Source organism: Bradyrhizobium sp. 40 (assembly GCF_023100925.1).
Classification (GTDB): domain Bacteria; phylum Pseudomonadota; class Alphaproteobacteria; order Rhizobiales; family Xanthobacteraceae; genus Bradyrhizobium.
Genome location: NZ_CP064688.1, coordinates 6,908,612 through 6,929,207 on the forward strand (window position 1 = coordinate 6,908,612; position 20,596 = coordinate 6,929,207).

General features: G+C 64.5%; 20 protein-coding genes. 12 read left to right on the top strand and 8 right to left on the bottom strand.

Translation table 11 applies throughout. The features are described from left to right. Positions 1–164: 164 nt before the first annotated feature. Complete coding sequence (locus tag IVB40_RS33125; protein WP_247817515.1) at positions 165–938, bottom strand: SDR family NAD(P)-dependent oxidoreductase; 774 nt, start codon at positions 936–938, stop codon at positions 165–167. A gap of 167 nt (positions 939–1,105) precedes the next feature. Here IVB40_RS33125 and IVB40_RS33130 point away from each other — a divergent pair, with 167 nt between their 5' ends. Further along, on the top strand, positions 1,106–1,444 hold the full coding sequence (locus IVB40_RS33130; RefSeq protein WP_027565834.1) for a response regulator: 339 nt from the start codon (positions 1,106–1,108) through the stop codon (positions 1,442–1,444). 20 nt (positions 1,445–1,464) lie between these two features. On the opposite strand, the gene IVB40_RS33135 is transcribed toward IVB40_RS33130, so the two are convergent. Beyond that, positions 1,465–1,674, bottom strand: a complete 210-nt coding sequence (locus IVB40_RS33135; protein ID WP_247817516.1) for a hypothetical protein — start codon at positions 1,672–1,674, stop codon at positions 1,465–1,467. 14 nt (positions 1,675–1,688) lie between these two features. Further along, complete coding sequence (locus IVB40_RS33140; RefSeq protein ID WP_167552273.1) at positions 1,689–1,862, bottom strand: hypothetical protein; 174 nt, start codon at positions 1,860–1,862, stop codon at positions 1,689–1,691. 193 nt (positions 1,863–2,055) lie between these two features. On the opposite strand from IVB40_RS33140, the gene IVB40_RS33145 reads away from it, so the two are divergent. Beyond that, the gene (locus tag IVB40_RS33145) at positions 2,056–2,322 is read left to right on the top strand and encodes a hypothetical protein (protein ID WP_247285396.1); all 267 of its coding nucleotides are present in this window, start codon (positions 2,056–2,058) and stop codon (positions 2,320–2,322) included. Between the two features lie 83 nt (positions 2,323–2,405). Continuing rightward, positions 2,406–2,867, top strand: coding sequence for a GNAT family N-acetyltransferase (locus IVB40_RS33150; protein ID WP_247819627.1), 462 nt, complete (start codon positions 2,406–2,408; stop codon positions 2,865–2,867). A 47-nt stretch (positions 2,868–2,914) separates the two neighbouring features. Here IVB40_RS33150 and IVB40_RS33155 read toward each other — a convergent pair whose 3' ends face one another. Both IVB40_RS33155 and IVB40_RS33160 read right to left on the bottom strand, forming a co-directional pair. Then, entirely contained in the window at positions 2,915–4,315 is a 1,401-nt protein-coding gene (locus IVB40_RS33155) for a TAXI family TRAP transporter solute-binding subunit (protein ID WP_247817517.1), read from the bottom strand. A 532-nt stretch (positions 4,316–4,847) separates the two neighbouring features. Further along, positions 4,848–6,485: an amidase family protein gene (locus IVB40_RS33160; RefSeq protein WP_247817519.1), complete on the bottom strand. Its 1,638-nt coding sequence runs from the start codon at positions 6,483–6,485 to the stop codon at positions 4,848–4,850. Positions 6,486–6,829: 344 nt separating this feature from the next. Here IVB40_RS33160 and IVB40_RS33165 point away from each other — a divergent pair, with 344 nt between their 5' ends. Beyond that, positions 6,830–7,984, top strand: a complete 1,155-nt coding sequence (locus tag IVB40_RS33165) for an acyl-CoA dehydrogenase family protein (RefSeq protein WP_247817521.1) — start codon at positions 6,830–6,832, stop codon at positions 7,982–7,984. Positions 7,985–8,191: 207 nt separating this feature from the next. After that, the gene (locus IVB40_RS33170) at positions 8,192–8,935 is read left to right on the top strand and encodes a hypothetical protein (RefSeq protein ID WP_247817526.1); all 744 of its coding nucleotides are present in this window, start codon (positions 8,192–8,194) and stop codon (positions 8,933–8,935) included. Between the two features lie 44 nt (positions 8,936–8,979). Here IVB40_RS33170 and IVB40_RS33175 read toward each other — a convergent pair whose 3' ends face one another. Further along, positions 8,980–11,142, bottom strand: a complete 2,163-nt coding sequence (locus tag IVB40_RS33175) for an EAL domain-containing protein (protein ID WP_247817527.1) — start codon at positions 11,140–11,142, stop codon at positions 8,980–8,982. A 469-nt stretch (positions 11,143–11,611) separates the two neighbouring features. Here IVB40_RS33175 and mepA point away from each other — a divergent pair, with 469 nt between their 5' ends. The 4 genes from mepA (at position 11,612) to modC (ending at position 14,967) form a co-directional block, all read left to right on the top strand. Continuing rightward, on the top strand, positions 11,612–12,556 hold the full coding sequence (mepA, locus tag IVB40_RS33180) for a penicillin-insensitive murein endopeptidase (protein ID WP_247817528.1): 945 nt from the start codon (positions 11,612–11,614) through the stop codon (positions 12,554–12,556). Between the two features lie 256 nt (positions 12,557–12,812). Then, positions 12,813–13,595, top strand: a complete 783-nt coding sequence (gene modA / locus IVB40_RS33185; RefSeq protein WP_247817529.1) for a molybdate ABC transporter substrate-binding protein — start codon at positions 12,813–12,815, stop codon at positions 13,593–13,595. 11 nt (positions 13,596–13,606) lie between these two features. Further along, positions 13,607–14,302 (top strand): molybdate ABC transporter permease subunit, encoded by a 696-nt coding sequence (gene modB, locus IVB40_RS33190; protein WP_027565844.1) that lies wholly within the window; start codon positions 13,607–13,609, stop codon positions 14,300–14,302. Between the two features lie 2 nt (positions 14,303–14,304). Further along, the gene (modC, locus tag IVB40_RS33195) at positions 14,305–14,967 is read left to right on the top strand and encodes a molybdenum ABC transporter ATP-binding protein (protein WP_027565845.1); all 663 of its coding nucleotides are present in this window, start codon (positions 14,305–14,307) and stop codon (positions 14,965–14,967) included. 169 nt (positions 14,968–15,136) lie between these two features. Here the strand turns inward: modC and IVB40_RS33200 are convergent, their stop codons facing one another. Beyond that, positions 15,137–16,930 (bottom strand): potassium/proton antiporter, encoded by a 1,794-nt coding sequence (locus IVB40_RS33200; protein WP_247817530.1) that lies wholly within the window; start codon positions 16,928–16,930, stop codon positions 15,137–15,139. Positions 16,931–17,140: 210 nt separating this feature from the next. On the opposite strand from IVB40_RS33200, the gene IVB40_RS33205 reads away from it, so the two are divergent. The 3 genes from IVB40_RS33205 to radC all read left to right on the top strand — a co-directional run bounded on the left by IVB40_RS33205 (position 17,141) and on the right by radC (position 20,223). Next, positions 17,141–18,457, top strand: coding sequence for a mechanosensitive ion channel domain-containing protein (locus IVB40_RS33205; protein WP_247358106.1), 1,317 nt, complete (start codon positions 17,141–17,143; stop codon positions 18,455–18,457). Between the two features lie 128 nt (positions 18,458–18,585). Next, positions 18,586–19,404 carry a type I methionyl aminopeptidase gene (map, locus tag IVB40_RS33210; RefSeq protein WP_018460078.1) on the top strand — a complete coding sequence of 273 codons (819 nt, stop codon included), beginning with the start codon at positions 18,586–18,588 and terminating at the stop codon, positions 19,402–19,404. 105 nt (positions 19,405–19,509) lie between these two features. Continuing rightward, on the top strand, positions 19,510–20,223 hold the full coding sequence (radC, locus tag IVB40_RS33215) for a DNA repair protein RadC (protein WP_027565854.1): 714 nt from the start codon (positions 19,510–19,512) through the stop codon (positions 20,221–20,223). Here radC and IVB40_RS33220 read toward each other — a convergent pair. Continuing rightward, positions 20,220–20,540 carry a glycine zipper domain-containing protein gene (locus tag IVB40_RS33220; protein ID WP_247285383.1) on the bottom strand — a complete coding sequence of 107 codons (321 nt, stop codon included), beginning with the start codon at positions 20,538–20,540 and terminating at the stop codon, positions 20,220–20,222. The two genes, radC and IVB40_RS33220, sit on opposite strands and share 4 nt — an antisense overlap. Positions 20,541–20,596: the final 56 nt, after the last annotated feature.

Below are 20,596 nucleotides of genomic sequence, written 5' to 3' on the forward strand. Positions count from 1 at the left end.
CACCGGATCGACAAGGCATCGGTGCACATTCCGGTCATTCGGACCAACGCCCGATCAGCTCGTAGGATGGGTTGAGCTCATGCGAAACCCATCGCCCCGACGGACGCAGTCTAGAAGCTTGATGGGTTTCGCTTCAGCTCACCCATCCTTCAGGCGAATTGCTTCTACGCCGGAGGCAGCGTCACCCCCGTCAACTCGCCCAGCTTGTCGATAAGCCTCTCCTGAAAATCGACATCGGTCGCTTCGTGCGCCGGCGCTTGTTGCCGGAGGTCATGCCAGTAACGACCGCTGACCAGGGCGGCGGGATCATCGCTCACCGCCAGCCAGGTCTGCGTCCGTTGTCCGGTGGCCACGCCGACCGGCGCTCCGGCACCGCCCATTTTGGTGCGGACCCAGCCGGGATCGACGGCGTTGCTCAGCACCTGCGGCCAACGCCGCGCCAGGGCAAAGGCCAATGCGACCATGTGCAGCTTGCTCTCCGCATACGCCTTGGCCGGATCCCAGGTTCGCCTCGTCCAGTCGAGATCGCCCAACGATCCCTCTCCGCCGCGATGGAGTCCGCTGCTGAGATACACCAGCCGATCGGGGCGTTTCGTCAGGGCGGTGAGCAAATAGGGCGCGAGCGTGTTGACCGCCAGGGTGGTGGCGTGGCCTTCGGGCGTCGGGCCGCGGCTGCGCTCGGTATAGACCCCGGCGTTGTGGATGACCGCGTCCATTCGTCCGATTGCGTTGACCTGGTCTGCCACGTGCCTCGTCTGGGCGACGCTCTTGAGATCGCCGATCACGACCCGTGCGGAATGCGATTCAAGCCCGGCGATTGCCGCCGCACGTTCCGCCGATCGCGCGTGCAGGACGACTTGGTGGCCCTGTTCGAGGAGAGACTGGGCAGCTGCGCGGCCCAAACCGTCCGTGCTGCCCGTGATGAAGACGATTGCCATGGCCACTCCTGTTCGATCCCCGCTTCGGCGCCTCCGTCGAAACCTCAACGAGAATGCAACATGTTCGACTGATCATGCCGTGGCGAACGGGAGCGCCGAACGAAGACATCACAACCGAACAATCCTCGAAGAAGCGCATTAACATCCGATAAGTTGGGAATGACCGCATGTCGAATTTCGTCATGCTGCTGGTCGAGGACGACTCGCTCCAGCGCGAAGTTCTATCCGACCTTCTTAAGGACGAAGGGTTCGAAGTCGTCGAATGTGCCACCGCAGAAGCGGCGGAGCTAATCGTAGCGTCTACTGGCAATGAGCTACGGGCGCTCATCACTGATCACAACCTCGCTGGGAGAATGACCGGGCTCGAGCTCGCGGAGTACGCTCGCAGTGCGCATCCCGGGCTCAACATCGTGCTGATGTCCGGGACGGTGATGGCGCCCCTCCCGCCCAACACGACCTTTTTGCACAAGCCTTTCGCGCCCGCCCATTTGCTGGCGGCCGTGTAGAATCAGAATGCCCTCGAAGGTCATCCGCCCGAATTTTCTGCGCCGACGGCGTTCTCGCTCTCCGGCACCGTCAGCCGGACGGAGTGCCCCTGCCGCATGGCGAGCGATGCCGCCGCAACGGCCGCCTCGAAAGGGGCTTCCTTGGTCTGGTACGTGTTCCGGACTTCGCCATCGTGGTCGACGTGCCAGGCACCGTCCCTGCCAACAATATCATAGGCTGCGAGGCCCATAGTCTATCCCTCCTTCATGCGTCCGGTGTTGCCTTGGACGCCTGGGTGCTGCTCACCGGGTCCGACGCCGGGAAACTGTCCTTCAAGCCCTTGTCCAACTCGTCGTCCTTGGCCTTGTCGCGTCGGATGCCACGCTTGAGATCTTCCGCGTTCTTGTCCGGCGGTGCCGGATCGAATTTTTCGGTCATGGAAGTGTCCTTTCGCTACCTCAAACGCCTTGAGCTCCCGACCGTTCCTTTCGAGGAACAACGCAGTCGCGGTTTGCTGTCGAACGGAAAAAACCAGAAAGCGCCTGCCGCGCGGGCTCTTTCATTCAGGTTGCATTTATCGCTATAACACATCCTTAGATCGCATCAGGCATCCGCCAATCAGGAGAAGGCAATGAAAGCTTCGGTTTTTGCGCTGGGGGGCTTGATGATTCTGTCGATCACATCAGCGAACGCAGCTCCCAAAGCGATGGCCGCCCCGACCACGGCGGCCAGCTCGGTCGCATGTTCCACCTCGGGTGGCGGCTTTGGGAGCTACCCGTCAGGCTGCCGAAACGGAGCAAACTTCAAGACCTACAACGAATGCAAGGAGTCAGGCGTCAAGCGCGGCTGGAGACACGAAGATATGGCGTGGTACTGCAGCGGTCTGGGACTGCAATAGCTTGCAGTTGCGAGGCATGGCAGGACGGCGAACGGCATTGGCTGTTTATGGCCGCGGACCTACAGCGACGGTTGGAGCGCCCCATGGAATGCACAATCCGGCCCGCACTCGCGAATGATGCCGATGGGATCAGTGCTATCATCTTGCGGGCGCTGCGGGAAACGAACGCGAAGGACTATGCGGACGAGATCATCGAAAGGATCGCGCATAGTTTCAGTCCCGATGCCGTGCGGCGGCTGATCGGACAACGCTCCGTGTTTGTCGCCACGATCCGCAGCCGCATAGTTGGAACAGCAAGCCTCGACGGAAGCGTGGTCCGCACGGTCTTCGTGGCTCCCGATGTTCAGGCCGGGGGCATCGGCAAGCTGCTGATGGCCGAGATCGAGCGCACGGCGCGCGCACGAAACGTCGCTTCGCTGACCGTCCCTTCTTCCGTCACCGCCGAGACTTTCTACGCGCGGCTCGGGTTCAAGGCGGTGCACGACAGCTATCATGGTGACGAACGCACGATCATCATGGAGCGCCTGCTAAAGGACCCGATCTAGGTTTGGCTGTTCTCCAGGATTCAGCGGCCAGCGGGCTTATCGTATCGCTACCGCCGCGCGGCGAGCACGTTCGAAGGAGCCGTTTGCAACGCTGCGCGCCTCTCGCTGAGGGCATGATCGAACAGTTCGAGCACCAGGCCAAAGGCTGCCAGCTCCTCCTCCTCGATGGCGCCGTCATCGTAGCAGCCAAGCGTTTCCTCGATGATGGCGTCGACCTCCTGCTGCATGGCCAGCAGTTCGTGGTCGAACTCCGCGGTGCGCACCCTGGAAACCAGGGCCAGAATTCTGTTGCGATGGCCGGTGTTCTCGTCCCTTTCATCCCGATTGAGATATTGACGCAGCCAGGCGCCGGCCGAACCAATGCCGGAGAGAAGCAGCAGCGCAAACCAGAAGTAGTCGCCGTATCTGTCGAGGAAGGTGCGCTCAGTGCCGTCGATCACGGCCGCCGCTCCCCGGTGTACCGGCAGCTCGGCTTCTTTCTCGGTGTCCGGCTTGGTGATTTGCGCAGCGCCAGGCACCTGCCTCGCAATCGCCTGCCGGAGGGCGAATTGCTGGCGGTAAAACGCCGCCACTGTCGTTTCGGACAAGGCATTCCGTGCGACGATCAAATGACTGACACTGACAGTCTCCACCTTGTCATCGGGCCAGGCGGGATTCGCATTGAAAATGCTTGGAGGAATTTCCTCCGATTCATAACGCGGATGCTTCAGGGCGATGGCTTCCGATGCGTCGATCGCGAGAAATTTCGGCTCGCCACGCGTCCGGGCGGTCGCGGCAACGGCGTCGGCGGTTATCTTGCTGTCGAGCGGACCGACCGCCATGAATGCGTCGAGGCTCGGGTCGCGCGCCAGCTCCTCAAGCTGGCCGGTGCCGAATTGAGTGACCGTGACCTTGTCCGGCGCCACACCGGCGGCGCTCAGGATGACTCTCAGCAACGCGGCGTTCGCCGGGGTCGCGCCGATCACTCCCACCCTGCGCCCTGCGAGATCGGCGACTTCCTTGATTTTCGGCGCCGGCTTCCGCTTGGAGCTCTTGCCCGCAACTCCCGAAGAAGACCACAGCACGACGAAATTCTTGCGCAAGATGACGACTGTTTGCGCGTCTGCCGGCATTTCCAGATCGCCGCGACCGACCGCAAGGTCGGCCTTGCCGGCACCGAGCAGAGCGAGAGCTTCGGCCGCCCCGGCGGTCACGATCGGAGACAGCTTTACAGTCCTGCTTTCGTTGGCAAAGGCCTCGGTCATCGCCTCGATCACCTTGTGATCGTTGCTTCCCGGCGGTCCGACGGCAATTCGGAGAGTTATCGGCCGCAGCGCGTAATACAATGTACCCGCAGCGGCTCCGAAAACGAGAAATCCGACGGCCAAAATCAGCAGCAGGGTCTTCGTCTGTCTCCGCCCTCGGCGGGCTGCGTCACTGCGTATCATCGGGGGCTCAGACGAGGACATTTGGCGCTGCCGGTTGGAGGTCAAAAATCGCTGCCTGCTTTGTGGGAATACCACGTTCTTCCGAAGGAAGATAACGCCCGGGCAGCGGGACTTGTTTCCTGCCGCCAGCGCGAGCTTTGGCGGCCCTCCGACGTCAATTGCCGCATTTCATTCCCACGCTGGGCTAGGGCGTCATCACGCCTGCGCTACGACGGGGAATAACGGGTCTCCGATCCAAATCCAGACGTCAGAACCGCGCATGCATGCGGGAATCATTTGGAGACACCTATGATCACCTCAAGGATGCTGGTTGTGGTCGCGATCGTATCAACGATAGGCACAGTCTCGGCGCAATCTTCCCATCCATCGCTGCCCGGAAAGGAAACGACCACGAGGCCCTGGACGGCGCCGGTCGGCCACCGTCAGCCGCACGCTGCCGACGCTCCCACGACAACCATAGGACCGGAGGATTTTCCTTGATAGGGAGGATGCCAACGTCGACCGCAAGATCTCCGGCATTTGCCGGGGCTGCTGATCGAACCAGCACCAGATTCTAAAGCGCAATCAAACCGGGCGGCGGCTTGCGCATCTGCGATGCCTGCTCGTAGGCATAAGCCAGACGCAAAAGCTTGTGCTCGCTCCAGGCACGGCCGGCGAAGCTGACGCCGAGCGGATAGTCGGGCGTATCCTTGTCGCCCGCTTCCGAGAGGAAGCCGGCCGGCACCATGACGCTGGGATAGCCCGCTTTAGCCGCAATCGCTGCGCCGGTCGCGCCCGGGAACAGGACAGCGTCCAGCTTGTGCTGATTCATATAGGCGTCCATGCCGCACGTCTTGGCGGCGAGCAAGTCCATGGCACGGGCCGATTTGTATTCGCGCTCGCTCAGATCGCCTTTGGTGAGATCGGCGGCGAGAAACAGGTCCTGGCCGAAGCGCAGCGCCTTGTCCGCATTCGCCGCGTTGAAGGCAATGATATCGGCCATAATCTTGATATCGGTATTGGTTGCCCAATCCCTGAGATAGAGATTGAGCCCGTATTTCAGCTCGTAGAGAAACACGATCGGCGAGCCGGTCGGATTGCCCTTGTTGCGGCTGAGCGGATTACGGTTGAGCACGGCCATGCCGGTGCCCGGCCCGGCAATCCAACCGCGTGTCGGCATGTTGGCGCGCACGATGACGGCGCCCAGATCCTCCATCACCTTGATGACCTCGGCCATCAGCTTGGCCCCGTCGGGTGGCAGCTTGCCGTAGAAGCAATCGTTCAGCGGATCGGCGGGATCGCTCGGCACACCGATGCGCGCACCCTTCATCGCATCGCGTACGAGGTCGACCGTGTAATCGGCCGGCCTGCGCTGCCGCTCCGTCACGGGATCGCACGGGTCGCTGACGGCCAGAACGTTCAGCAGCATTGCCGCGTCGCGCACCGTGCGCGTCATCGGCCCCGCAGTGTCCTGGCTATGCGCGATCGGCACGATGCCGGTGCGGCTGATCAGCCCGACGGTCGGCTTGACCGTGACGAGGCCATTGCGGCTGGCAGGATGCAGCAGCGAGCCCGAGGTCTCGGTGCCGATCGAGACCGCACACAGGCCCGCCGCCACGGCGACCGCCGAGCCCGAGCTTGAGCCACCCGGGTCTACGACCGGGATGCCACGATCGTCCATCAGCGTCGGCACGTACGGGTTTTTCACCTGGCCGCCCAGCGATGAATAGCCCGAGGGCATGTCGATCGCGAGGATGTTGGCGAATTCCGTCAAGTTCGCCTTGCCCAGGATCACCGCGCCGGCCTTGCGCAGCAGCTTGACGATGGTGGCGTCCCGCCTGGCGCGTGCGCCCTCCAGCGCCAGCGAGCCCGCCGTCGTCGGCTGCTTGTCGCCGGTTGCGATATTGTCCTTCAGCAATATCGGGACGCCGGCCAATGGTCGTTTAGCCGACGGCCTAGTCTCGTCCAGCTTGCCCGCGATCGTGAGCGCATCGGGATTGAGCGCGCGCACGGCGTTGAGCATCGGACCATCGCGGTCATAAGCCTCGATGCGCGCGAGATAGAATTGGGTCAGCGCCGTGGCGGTGATCTGCCCGTCAGCCAGAGCATCGATGATGTCGCTCATGGGCGCATGCGCGAGCTTGGGTGCGTGCGCGAGCGTCAGCTTCGGCGCTTCGGCGGCGGCCGCAGCGCGGCGGATTGGCCTCTTCATCGCGTGCCTCATGGGCGACCTCGAATATGCTACAGATGGTAACATTAAGTCTGGTTGCGCGACAAGCCGATCACTGAACCACGCGCTTGCTATCCGTCATCCTGAGGCGCGCGGCATGCGATGCGAATGCAGCGCAGGCCAAGCCTCGAAGGATGAACGGCCCCGATGCAGCCGGGCCGTCGCCCTTCGAGGCTCGCCCAGCGGCGCATTCGCGCCGCTAAGCTCGCGCCTCTGGGTGACGGGTCGGAGCCAAGCGCCGGGATACGATCTTGATCGTCCCCACCAAATAGACCACCATCGCGCCACTTACCGCTCACACCAAGAATGGGCGAGGAAACGCTGACATGAACGCAACGCCCGGGGTTGGCTTGGTCGAACGCGCCCGCGCCATCGCCCCGCTGATCGCGCGCGAAGCTGACGAGATCGAGCGGACGCGGCGGCTGACACCGGCCGTCGTCTCTGCGCTGATCGAGAACGGGCTCTATCGCGCGCTGCTGCCGCAAAGTCTTGGCGGCGGCGAAGCGCCGCCGGAAGGCTTCATGCAGATGCTGGAGGAGATCGCGAAAGCGGATGCCTCCACCGCCTGGTGCCTTGGTCAATGCGCGGTCTGCGCGATGATCGCGGCCTCGCTCGACCACGACACCGCGCAGGAGATCTTCAACACGGCGCCGGGCATCCTCGCCTGGGGCGCGATCGCGCATGAGGCGCGCATCGTCGAGGGCGGTTATCGCGTCACGGCGCGCTGGGATTTTGCCTCGGGCTCGCGGCAGGCGAGCTGGCTCGGGGCACATGTCCGCATCGTCGGCGCCGACGGCACGCCGCGCAAGAATGCCGACGGCTCGGCGGAGGTGCGCACCATCCTGTTTCCGGTCGCGAGCGCCGTGCTGCACGACGTCTGGCAGGCGATCGGGCTCGCGGGCACCGGCACCGATTCCTACGAGGTCGCCGACCTCTTCATCCCCGAGCGCTTCACCGCGTTTCGTGACGTGCCGTTGGCGCTACGCGAGCAGGGTCCCCTTTACAGGATCGGCACCGGCTCGACATTCAGCCTCGGCTTTGCCGCGGTGTCGCTCGGCGTGGCGCGCGCCACACTGGACGCCGCGATCGCGCTGGCGCGCGGCAAGCATCAGTCGCTGGCGGCCAGCGCCATGCGCGACAACGGGGCGGTCCAGGGCCTGATCGGCCGCACCGAGGGCGACCTGCGGGCCGCGCGCGCCTATCTCTATGCGACGGCAAGTGCGATGTGGCGCGATCTCTGCGCGACCGGCGAATTCAGCGCGGCGCATCGGGGCTCGGTTCGCCTCGCCGCGACCTGGACCATTCACCAGTCGGCCAGGGTGGTCGGCACCGCCTATCACATGGCCGGCGCCACGGCCGTATTCCGCAGCAATCCGTTCGAACGCCGATTCCGCGACATGCACGCCATCGCCCAGCAGATCCAGGCGCGCGACACGCATTACGAAGACGTCGGTAAAATGATCCTTTCCGGAGACCGCTGACGTGGACCCGTTGCGACAGTGCACCCACGCTGACCTATATTGAGTTCGCCATCCGGCGTCTTCGCCGCTGAACCTTTGCGGATTTTGCCGGACCAATTTCTATAGCTACAAAAACAACAGCTTTTCCGCTGTGACCGCGCCGACCATTCGGAAGTGATAATTCTGAATTTTTTGTAGCGCGCTGCCTTTGCGCAAGAGAGGTCCATTATGGGCCGAACAGCTGGCAAGAAAATCAGTTGCCATTCCATACGGCATCATTCGCCGGGATGGCACCAACGTAGCATTTTCATTGTTGCCATCCTCTGCTTCGCATGCACTGTCCTGTTCGCGAGCGATGCCCTGGCGCAATGCTCGGCACGAGACGTCCTGCGGAATCACCTGAAGCTCAAGCAAGCGCGCTCTGACGGGCCGCAAATCCCAATCAGATCCGCCGTCGATGTCCCGGCGTGGAAGACGATCAGGATCGGGACGTTTGCAAACTTCTTCGCCCTCAGTAACGCGTTGGATGCGGCAGGCTGCGGCATCGGAAACTCGGCCGGCGAAATTCTCGCGCGACCGACGTTTACCGTCAGCGCCACGACAACAAGCGTGGAGCTTTTCGCGGTGTCGGCGGCCGAATTGGGCTTTCGAACCGACACTGCGTTGCTGGCGGACATCTATGCGCGCGCCAAACGCTTGGGTTTCGGCCTCGCGGCTGCAGAAGTTGGACCACAACTGAGGCTTCAATATTTCGACCAGCCGATCGGCGAATTTCTCATCATCGGAATGGAGCCAATCAGGACCTGGCAGGGCGCCCCCGTCATCTTGAATGTAGCCAATGGCGGCGCGGGACTCATTCTCATCGGCCAGGATGGCAGCGCCGATGCTCAGATTCCCGCGGCATCCCGCTTCGTATTCGTGCGGTCCCATGAAACCGCTCCTGCCGAGGCCGTAACACTTGTCGGCCACTGAATTTCAACTGCGCCCAACTCAAGATGCAAGCTGGCATCCCCCGGCTAGGCCACCATTGCGGCGTCCTCCTCGGCACCATCGATGCCCCGTTGCGCGGCGAGCAGACTGATACTCTCGATATTCGGCCGGGCCTTGCTGAACAGAAAACCCTGGCCTTCGTCGCAGCCCTCAGTGCGCAGACAGCTCAGCTCGGCTTCGGTCTCGACGCCCTCGGCGGTGATGGTGACGCCGAGGCCTTTGCCGAGGCTGACGATGGAGCGAATGATCGCCTGGGCCTCGCGATTGGCGCCGAGATCGCGCACGAAGGACTGGTCGATCTTGATCTTGTCGAACGGGAAGCTGCGCAGATAGCTCAGGCTGGAATAGCCGGTGCCGAAATCGTCCATCGAGATGCGCACGCCGAGCGCGCGCAGCGCGTGCAGTGTCGCCAGCACCTGGGCGCTTTTCTCCAGCAGCAGCGTCTCCGTGATCTCGAGCTCGAGCCGCCGCGGCGGCAGGCCGGAATGCTTCAGCGCATCCGTCACCACCGAAAGCAGATTGCCGCTGCGGAACTGGAGCGGCGACAGGTTGACGGCGACACGGACGTCGTCCGGCCAGGTTGCGGCATCGTGACAGGCCCGGCGCAGCATCAGGCCACCGAGCGGATTGATCAGCCCGGTTTCTTCCGCGACCGGAATGAACTCGGCCGGCGAGATCATGCCGCGTTCGGCATGCGGCCAGCGCACCAGCGCCTCGAAGCCGGTGATGCGGCCGCTCTGGAGGTCGATCAGCGGCTGGTAGTACGGCCGCAGCACGTCGTTCTGGATCGCGTCGCGCAGCTCGACCTCGATCTTGCGGCGGGTCTGCGCTTTCGCATCGAGCGCCGCCTCGAAGAACGCGAACGAGCCGCGCGCATCCAGCTTGGCGCGCGACAGCGCCATGTCGGCGCTCTTGAGCAGCTTTTCGGAATCGTCGCCGTCGCCCGGCGCCATCGCGATGCCGATAGAGGCGCCGATCACCACGGAATGGCCGTCGAGCAGATAGGGATCGGCGATGGCTTCCAGCAGGCGCTTGGCCAGCAGCACCGCATCCTCGGGACGCGTCAGGCCGCTCTGCACGATTGCGAACTCGTCCGAGTTCAGCCGCGCCAGCGCGTCCTCCTCGCGCAAGGTCGAACGCAGCCGCTTGCCGACACCGCGCAGCAGCTTGTCGCCGATCGCGTGTCCCAGCGTGTCGTTGACCGCCTTAAAATTGTCGAGCCCCAGCATCAGCAGCGCGACCTTGTCGGTGCTGCGCCTCGTATGCAGCAGCATCTCGTCGATCTGCTGGCGCAACAAATTGCGGTTTGGCAGACCGGTCAGCCCGTCATGCTGGGCCATGAAGGCGAGCCGTGCCTCGGCGCGCTTGCGCTCGGTGATGTCCATCAGCGCGAGCAGCACCGCGGGCCGCTCGGCATAGGTCAGTTCGCGCGAATAGATCGCAAGGTCGATCAGGGCGCCATCGGCCTTGACGTGCTTCCAGGTGCGCCCGGCCTGCTCCTCGCCGGCCGAATCGGTGGTCCAGGGCGGCTCGCTGTCGAAGGCCTGAAGGGAACGGATCGTCAGCAGCTCGAACTCGGCGCGGCTGTAGCCGTAATGGGCGACCGCGGCATCGTTGACGCCGAGGATGCGCTCGTCGTCGAGTGCGCAAACGATCATGGGGACGGGATTGCCGTCGAACAGCAGGCGGAACGAGGCCTCGCGCTGCTTCAACTCGGTGATGTCCACGCGCAGGCCGACGACGCCGCCGTCGTCGGTCAACCGCTCGTCGATCAGGATGACGCGGCCGTCCGCCAGCTTCTGCTCGTGGCGCGCGCCGGGCTGATAGAGCTTTTGCAGCCGCTCGGCGATCCATTCTTCCTCATGGCCGGCAGCCTCTGGATAGTCGCCGCGGGCGACGCCGATGCGCAGCGTGTCCTCGAGGCGCGCGCCTTCCTCGAACAGATCGGCGGTCTTGCTGTAGATCTCCGCGTATTGCTTGTTCCAGAGGACGTAGCGGCCCTCGGCATCGAGAAACACGATGCCCTGCGGCAGGATCTCGATGGCCTGGCGCAGGCGCTCATGGGATTTGCGTGCTTCCGCGATCGCGGCCTCAGCGCGGCCGCGCAGACCTTCGTCGCGTTCGGACGGAGGATGAGGGGCGCGCGCAAAGCGCGGCTTGCGCGGGTGCAGGCCGGATCTGCCAAGCACACTTCCCTTTCGCTTTTTTGGCTTTCGAAACCCCAAACTCAACTTCACTCGTCCCAGTCGCGCCCAGCGACCGCAACTCTTGGGGCAAGTGTCTGAAAGAAAGGTAATCTTGGGTGGCATGGCGAGGGGACGCACGGTCTGGCAGTCTCGACAAAACAGCCCTCATTGCCCGTTTGCAAGGCGCGACAGTGCCGATGGGCGCTCCAGGCGCATCGCATTGTCGTCATCGGAGAACGAGATGGCGCAAAATTGCGCGCTGCCTTGAATCATTTCCGGGATCGCGCGCGCTTGCATGCAGAAGGGGGTGAGTACGCGTCCCACGCACGAATTTTGGTCAATGCATGAGAGGGTTATCGCATTGTTAAAAATCGGCCGGCCGACGCACCGGGAACTACGACTTCGAGACGATATTTCAGCCGAGGGACTGTTTCTTAACCCTGACGCGGTGTTGGGCTATAAGAATGTCAACATGAGTCCCCGCCGCTTCGCCCCTCTCCTGCTCGTCATGACGCTCCTGGCCGCCGGCGACGCGCTGGCCCAGGACAAGGGCAGCGTCAACCCAAAGCCGCTGCCGCCGCTCGCCAATCCGAACGATCCCAGTATTGGCGCCAAGGAACTGTTCGCGCGCAAGCTGCTGCCGTCGAAGGGACCGGCGCACGTCATCGGCTCCTATGTGAAGGGCTGCATCGGCGGCGCCGAGCAGATGCCGCTCAACGGCGACAATTGGCAGGTGATGCGGTTGTCGCGCAACCGCAGCTATGGTCACCCCGCGATGATCGCGCTGATCAAGCGGCTTGCCGCCAGGGCGCACAAGGACGCGGGATGGCCGGGCATCCTGGTCGGCGACATCGCCCAGCCGCGCGGCGGGCCGGCCCTGTCGGGCCATGCCAGCCACCAGATCGGCCTCGATGCCGACATCTGGCTGACGCCGATGCCGGACCATCGGCTCTCGCGCGAGGAGCGCGAGGACATGTCGGCGGTGATGATGGTGCGCCCGGAACGGCTCGACATCGATCCGAAGGTGTTCACGCCGGGCCATGTGCTGGTGCTGCGCGACGCGGCGCAGGAGCCGGCGGTGCAGCGCATCTTCGTCAATGCCGCGATCAAGAAGGCGCTGTGCCGCGAGGCCAAGGGTGATCGTTCCTGGCTGTCGAAGATCCGACCGTGGTGGGGCCACGACTATCACTTCCACATCCGCATGCACTGCCCGGCAGGCGCGAGCGACTGCGAGGGCCAGCCGTCGCAATCCGAGGACGAAGGCTGCAAGCCCTCCGATCTCGCCTATTGGTTCAGCGACGGCGTGCTGCACCCGAAACCCCCGGCGGAGCCCCCGAAGCCGAAGCCGCCGATGACGCTGGCGCAGATGCCGGCGGCGTGCAAGGCCGTGCTGCACGCGAGCGACGCGAAACGGTAAAGCCTCCGCGGTCATCCCGGCCTAGTGCGCAATTGCGCACTAGGCCGGGATGACGAATTCCTGGTTGTCGCCATGCGAACCGTCGCCTTTGACCTGTTCGGCCACCCTGTTATGATGACCCAGCGATCGCTTGCCGGACCGTAAGTCCGTCGGGCTTGCCGGAACAGCGCTTCCGCCGGTCGCAAGCCTAATTCAACCAACGCCGTCTTGCGCGCGCCGCATTGCGTGCCCTGAACGCGCGCATGGAGCGCTTCCGATGTCCCGCCTTTCCGTGCTGCTTTCGGCTATGTTCCTTCTGGCCGCGAGCCTTTCGCCTGCTAGAGCCGAGGACAAGACCGTCACCGTGTTCGCGGCAGCCTCGATGAAGAACGCGCTCGACGAGGTCGACGCGGCCTACACCGCCAGGACCGGCGTCAAGTTCATCGTCAGCTATGCCGCAAGCTCGGTGCTCGCCAAGCAGATCGAGCAGGGCGCGCCGGCCGATGTGTTCGTCTCCGCCGACACCGACTGGATGGACTACGCGATCTCCAAGAAGACCATCAACGAGCCGACCCGGGTCAATCTGCTCGGCAACAGCATCGTGCTGATCGCGCCGAAGGATTCCAGGCTCGACAACGTGCCCATCGCGCAGGGTTTTGACCTCGCAAAGCTCGCCGGCGACGGCAGGATCGCGACCGGCGACGTCAAATCCGTGCCGGTTGGGAAGTATGCCAAGGCGGCGCTGACGAGCCTCGGCGCCTGGCAGGCGGCGGAGCCGAAATTCGCCATGGCCGAGAGCGTGCGGGCCGCGCTGACGCTGGTCGCGCGTGGCGAGGCCAATCTCGGCATCGTCTATTCCACCGATGCGAAGGTCGAGCCCGGCGTGAAGATCGTCGGCACCTTCCCGGCGGATTCGCATCCCGCGATCATCTATCCCGTCGCTGCGACCACGACAGCAAAGGGCGAGACCAGCGACTATCTCGCCTTCCTGCGCTCGACCGCCGCCAAGACCATTCTGGAAAAATACGGTTTCAAGTTCCTGACCAGCCCCTCCACTTAATTTGCGATTTGATGCTCGACATCTCTCCCGCCGAATGGACGGCGATCCTGCTCTCGCTCAGGGTTGCCGTCATCGCGACGCTGGTGGCAACGCCGTTCGGCATTGCGCTGGCATGGCTGCTCGCGCGGCGTGATTTCTGGGGCAAGTCGGTGCTCGATGCGCTGGTGCATCTGCCGCTGGTACTGCCGCCTGTCGTCACCGGTTATCTGCTGCTGCTGACCTTTGGCCGCCGTGGCCTCGTCGGCGGTTTTCTGGCCGATACTCTCGGCATCGTCTTCGCCTTCCGCTGGACCGGTGCTGCGCTTGCCTGCGGCCTGATGGCGTTTCCGCTGCTGGTGCGTCCGATGCGGTTGTCGATCGAGGCGATCGACCGCCGGCTCGAGCAGGCCGCCGAGACGCTCGGCGCCACTCCTTTCAAAGTGTTCTTCACGGTGACGCTGCCCTTGGCGCTGCCCGGCGTGCTCGCCGGCATGGTGCTCGGCTTTGCGAAAGCGATCGGCGAATTCGGCGCCACCATCACCTTCGTCTCCAACATTCCCGGAGAGACCCAGACGATTTCGTCCGCGATCTATTCGCTGATCCAGACCCCGGACGGTGACGCCGCCGCGGGACGGCTCGTGATCGTCTCGATCGTGCTGGCGCTCGGCGCGCTGATCGCGGCCGAATGGTTCGCCCGCCGCGCCACCGCGCGCTTGCACGGGAATTGACCATGCTGCGCGTCGACATCGAAAAGCAGCTCGGCGAATTCTCGCTGTCCGCATCCTTCGAAAGCGAAGGCCGCGTCATCGGCCTGTTCGGAGCGTCGGGCGCCGGCAAGACCTCGCTGGTCAACATGATCGCGGGGCTGCTGCGGCCCGACCGCGGCACCATCGTGATCGACGGCGAGACGGTCGACGACAGCGCGGCCGGCATTCATGTGCCGACCTGGCGCCGCCGCATCGGTTATGTGTTCCAGGATGCGCGGCTGTTTCCGCATCTCAACGTCGCGCAAAATCTCGACTATGGCAGGCGGATGAACGGCCTCGCGCCCGATCCGGCGCAGCACAAGCGCGTCATCGAGCTGCTCGACATCGGCGCGCTGCAGGGTCGCCGCCCCGGAAAACTCTCCGGCGGCGAGCGCCAGCGCGTCGCGCTCGGCCGCGCGCTGCTGTCAAGGCCGCGCCTGCTGCTGCTCGACGAGCCGCTCGGCGCGCTCGACGAGGGCCGCAAGCTGGAGATCCTGCCCTATCTGGTGCGGCTGCGCGACGAGGCTAATGTCCCCATGGTCTATGTCAGCCACGACGTCGCCGAGCTGCGCCAGCTCGCGACGCAGATCGTGATGCTGAAGCAGGGCCGGGTGACGTCGTTCGGCGGGGTGAAGGTGCTGACGTAGCCATACTGGCCGTCGCACCCACCGCCGTCGTCCCGGCGAAGGCCGGGACCCATACCGCGTGCTTTATCGGTAGGCGGCAGTGGGAGTACCGGCGAAGAATAGCAGGCGGTCTTCGCCAAATAACTTCCTGTGGTTATGGGTCCCGGCCTTCGCCGGGACGACGTTGCAATTAAACCCCCGCCACCGACGTCCACAGCTCCGCCAGCTTGCGCCGCAGGGCCTGCCTGCGCGTCAATGGTGCGGGCGTTTCCTCGTCTTCCGGCAGGCGCAGGCCGACGACGTTGACGCGCCCACCGGAGATCGAGCGCGCCACGAGCACGATCGGATCCAGCGCAAGCTCGGCGCCCTCTTTCGGTGCGCGGTCGAGATGGACGTCGAAATAATCGGCCAAAGTCAGCTTGCGCTCGTCCTCGCCGGCCTCCACGCCGTAGATCTCCGCGAGCTCGGCGAGCGTGTGCTCGCCGGAGACCATGAAGTCGCCCAGCAGATGCGGGTCCGGCGCCGAGCTCGGCTGCATGTCGACGAAGAAGCGGTCGAGCGATTCGGCCTTTTCCGGCGGCGCCAGCAGATAGATGTAATCGCCGGGCGCGATCGGCTCGGCTTCCGCCGGCGTCAAGATGTTCTCCTTGCGGATCACGAGCGTCGGCTTCGACCAGGACGGGATCAGGCCGCGGCGGAAATACAGGCTCTTGGACCGCACCGGATAGCCGACGAGCTGCTGCTCGAGCTGCCCAGGCAGATCCAGTTCGACACGGCGCGGGCCGCGTTCGGCGCGCGGGAGCGCAACATGGAGCTTGCGCGCGGCCGGCCCCAGGGTCCAGCCCTGCAGCAGGAGCGAGATGATGACGACGACGAAGGCGACGTCGAAATAGAGATAGGCCTTCGACAGCCCGACCAGCATCGGGATCGAGGCCAGGAAGATCGCGACCGCGCCGCGCAGGCCGGTCCAGGCGATAAAGATCTTTTCGCGCCAGTTGAAGCGGAACGGCGCCAGGCACACGAACACCGCGATCGGCCGCGCCACCAGCATCAGGACGAATGCGACCCCCACCGCCGGCAGCACGCTGCCGCCAAGCCGGCTCGGCGAGACCAGCAGGCCGAGCAGCACGAACATCACGATCTGGGCCAGCCAGGTCGCGGCGTCCAGGAAGGCCACGACCGAATTATGCGCGCGCGTCGGGCGGTTGCCGATGATGATGCCGGCGAGATAGACCGCGAGGAAGCCTGAGGCGTGCATGATCTGCGAGCCGCCGAAGATGACGAGCGCGGCGGTGGTGACAAACGGCGCGTGGAGGCCCTGCGGCAGCGCGACCTTGTTGAGCGCGATGACGACCAGACGCCCGCCGATCACCCCCACGACGGCGCCCAGCACGGCCTCCTGGGCGAACTCCATCAGCACATGCGCGGCCGTGCCTGTTCCCAGCGAGATGTACTCGACCAGCATCAGGGTCAGGAAGATCGCGAAGGGATCGTTGGTGCCGGATTCCACCTCCAGCGTCGCGCCGACGCGCGGGCGCAGGCGCAGGCCCTGTGTATGCACCAGCAGGAACACTGCGGCCGCGTCAGTCGAGGCCACCACGGCGCCGACCAGCAGCGACTCCGTCCAGTTGAGGTCGAGCGCATATTTCGCGAACGGCGCCGTGATCAGCGCGGTCAGCAGCACGCCGACGGTCGCGAGCACCATGGAAGGCGCGAGCACGGTGCGGATGCTGGCAAAGCGGGTCCGCAAGCCGCCGTCGAACAGGATCAGGGCGAGCGCGACCGAGCCGACCAGATAGGTGGTTCGGACGTCGTCGAACTGCAGCTGTCCGGGACCGGAATCGCCCGCGAGCATGCCGATCGCGAGGAAGACGAGCAGAAGGGGCGCGCCGAAGCGCAGCGCAAGCAGGCTTGACAGGATCCCGGCCAACACCAGGACGGCGCCGAGCAATATGGCGAGGCTGACACTGTCGAGGGAAGCCATCCACCTTCCGGGTACGAAATCGCTGGAATTGCATCCTTATCGTCGGCAGACTCCCACGCCAACCCATTTCTCCCGCTCGCGGCAATCTGCCCGCATTTTGCGGCCTTAACGCACTTCACTTGGCGGTGTATCGGTGGTCCGGCCGCGCCCTTTGTGGGATTCTCCGGCGCGCTCGAATCAATGCCTCCCGCCCGCTCCCCGACGAGACCGATAGACATGGACCTCAAAGACTTCATGGAGTTCGTGCAGACCACCGCGCGAAGCGTCGGGGCCGAAATCTCCTCGCCCTGGTTCTACCTGCAATTCGGGCTCATTCTGGCCGCGGCCGGCATCGCCTATGCCGCGGAAGCCGCCGTTCGCAGCCGGGTCGACATGACCTCGCTGGCGATGCGCTGGCCGCTGCCGCTCCGGCACTTCGTCCGGGTGATGGTCTCCAGCGCCTCGACGGCCGTGTTCACCCTGCTCGTGATCGTCTCGCGCGTGGTGATGTACCACGCGACCTGGCCGAGCCGAAGCTATCTCCTGATGGTCGCCGCCAAGCTGGGCCTGGCCTGGCTCGCGATCCGGCTCTTGACCTCGGTGCTGCGCAACGCCTTCATCGTCAAGCTGGTGTCGATCATGGCCTGGTTCGTCGCGGCGCTCTCGATCCTCGGCCAACTCGATGCGACGGTCGACCTGCTCGACTCCTTCGCCATCGTGCTCGGCGGCCTGCGGCTGACGCCGCTGCTGGTGATCAAGGCCGGCGCGCTGCTGCTCATCGCGCTCTGGCTCACTAACATCGCCAGCAATTTCGCCGAGAGCCGGATCAACTCGACCACCGATCTGACGCCGTCGGTGCAGGTGCTGCTGGTCAAGATCATCCGCATCGGCCTGCTTGCAGTCGCGATCGTGATCGCGCTCGGCACGGTCGGCATCGATCTCTCGGCGCTCGCGGTGTTCTCAGGCGCGGTCGGTGTCGGCATCGGTATCGGCCTGCAGAAGATCGTCGCCAATTTCATCTCGGGGATCATCCTGCTCGCCGACAAATCGGTGAAGCCGGGCGATCTCGTCACCATCGGCGACAACACCGGGCGGATCAGCGCGATGAAGACGCGCTATATTTCCGTCGCCGCCGGCGATGGCCGCGAATTCCTGGTGCCGAACGAGGATCTGGTGACGCAAAAGGTCGTCAACTGGACCTACACCGACAAGAACACGCTGGTGAAGATCGCCTTCGGCACCAATTACGACGCGGACCCGCGACTGGTCTGCAAGCTCGCCGCCGAGACCGCGGCCGCGCATCCGCGCGCGCAGAAGGGCAAGCCGCCGAATTCCATCCTGACCGAGTTCGCCGAAGCCGGGATGAAGTTCTCGCTGACCTTCTGGATCGCCGACCCCGACGGCATGGACAACGTCAAGAGCGACGTGATGCTGGCGCTGTGGGACGCCTTCAAGCGCGAGGGCATCCGGGTTCCCTACCCCGTCCGCGAAATCCGCATCCGCGGCGGTGCGCTGCCGGTGGAAACCACCGTAGAAGTCCCGAATTGAACCGGTTTTCGGGCGCATGCCCGCCAAGCTTGGCTTGCATGCAGGCTCGCGATCATTAAATTAGGGCCTTAAATCAGACCCTTGCGCCCACCTCGATACCGGCCCCGTGCCGAGAAGACCGCATCCGCATGAGCTACGTCGAAGCTACCGATACCTCGCTCCGCAAGACCGGGCAGATCAAGCTGCATGGACCAAGCGCCTTTGCCGGCATGCGCAAGGCGGGAGCGCTGGTGGCGAAGTGCCTGGACGAGCTCACCGACATCGTCGGGCCCGGCGTTCCGACCGACCGCATCGACCAGTTCGTCCGCGACTTCGCCTTCAGCAACAATGCCTATCCGGCGACGCTGATGTATCGCGGCTACCGCTATTCGACCTGCACCTCGCTCAACCACGTGGTCTGCCACGGCATGCCCGGCGACCGTCCGCTGAAAGAGGGCGACATCGTCAACATCGACGTCACCTTCATCGTCGACGGCTGGTACGGCGATTCCAGCCGGATGTATGCAGTCGGCCCGATCGCCCGCAAGGCCGAGCGGCTGATCGAGGTGACCTATGAGGCGATGATGCGCGGCATCGCCGCGGTGAAGCCCGGCGCCACCACCGGCGACATCGGCCATGCCATCCAGAGTTTCGTCGAGCCGCAGGCCATGAGCGTGGTGCGCGATTTCTGTGGCCATGGCCTCGGGCGCATGTTCCACGACGAGCCGAACATCATCCATATCGGCCGGCCCGGCGAGGGCGTGCAGCTCAAGCCCGGCATGTTCTTCACAATCGAGCCGATGATCAATCTCGGCAAGCCGCATGTGAAGATCCTCTCCGACGGCTGGACCGCCGTGACCCGCGACCGCTCGCTATCGGCGCAGTTCGAGCACTCCGTCGGCGTCACCGCGACAGGCGTCGAGATCTTCACGCTGTCGGAGCGGCACGGCGAGAAGCAGATTGGGTGAGGGCGGCTGGCGGCTGACCTTCGGGATCGTCGGCTGGCGTGAACCGGATTTGCCGCCGCAATTGACGGTTGCAAAAAGGATTACCCGCGGCAATGCTGGCGGCCGATGCCTGCCAAGCCCGACCACGACAAGAGCAAGCCCGAAGAAGCGCCGCACTATCTCGGCCATCGCGAACGGCTGCGCGAGCGCTTCTACAGCGCCGGTGCGGACGCGCTCAGCGACTACGAGCTGCTGGAGATGGCGCTGTTTCCGGCGCTGCCGCGGCGTGACACCAAGCCGCTGGCGAAGTCGCTGATCAAGATTTTTGGCTCGTTTGCCGAGGTCGTGCATGCGCCGGTGGCGCGCCTGCGCGAGGTGGACGGCATCGGCGAATCCGCGATCCATCAGCTCAAGCTGCTCGCGGCGGCGGCGCATCGCGTCGCCAAGGGCGGGGTCAACAGCCGCAACGCGCTGTCGTCCTGGAACGAGGTGATCGACTATTGCCGCACCAGCATGGCGTTCGCCGAGAAGGAGCAGTTTCGCCTGCTGTTCCTCGACAAGCGCAACCAGCTCATCGCCGACGAGGTGCAGCAGACCGGCACCGTCGATCACACCCCGGTCTATCCGCGCGAGGTGATCAAGCGCGCGCTGGAATTGTCCGCGACCGCGCTGATCTTGGTGCACAACCACCCCTCAGGCGATCCCTCACCCTCGCAGGCCGACATCCAGATGACCAAGGCGATCATCGACATCGCAAAGCCGCTCGGCATCGCGGTGCACGACCACATCATCGTCGGCAAGAGCGGGCATGCGAGTCTGCGCGGGATGCGGCTGATCTAGTAGCAATATCTCGGATCGACCGGGACGTAGGAGCCGTCCCGGCGCTGCATGTAGCAGCCGCGCTGATAGGCGTAATAGCCGGAGCGGCGGCGTTCGCCCTCTGAGGCGATCGCAGCGCCCGTGCCGGCACCGACGACAGCGCCGATGGCCGCGCCACGGCCTCCGCCGATGGCGCCCCCCACGATCGCTCCACCGACGCCGCCGAGGATGGCACCGCCAATGGCGTCCTGCGCCGCCGCCTCATGAGCCGGCATCGCGATCACGACCGCCAGACAGGCCACGATAGCGAAACTTCCAATGCGAAGACCTCGAAGCATGCTCGCCCTCCCCTGTGGTCAGAGGAGTCATAGCGCCGCAGCCGGATTCGGACCAG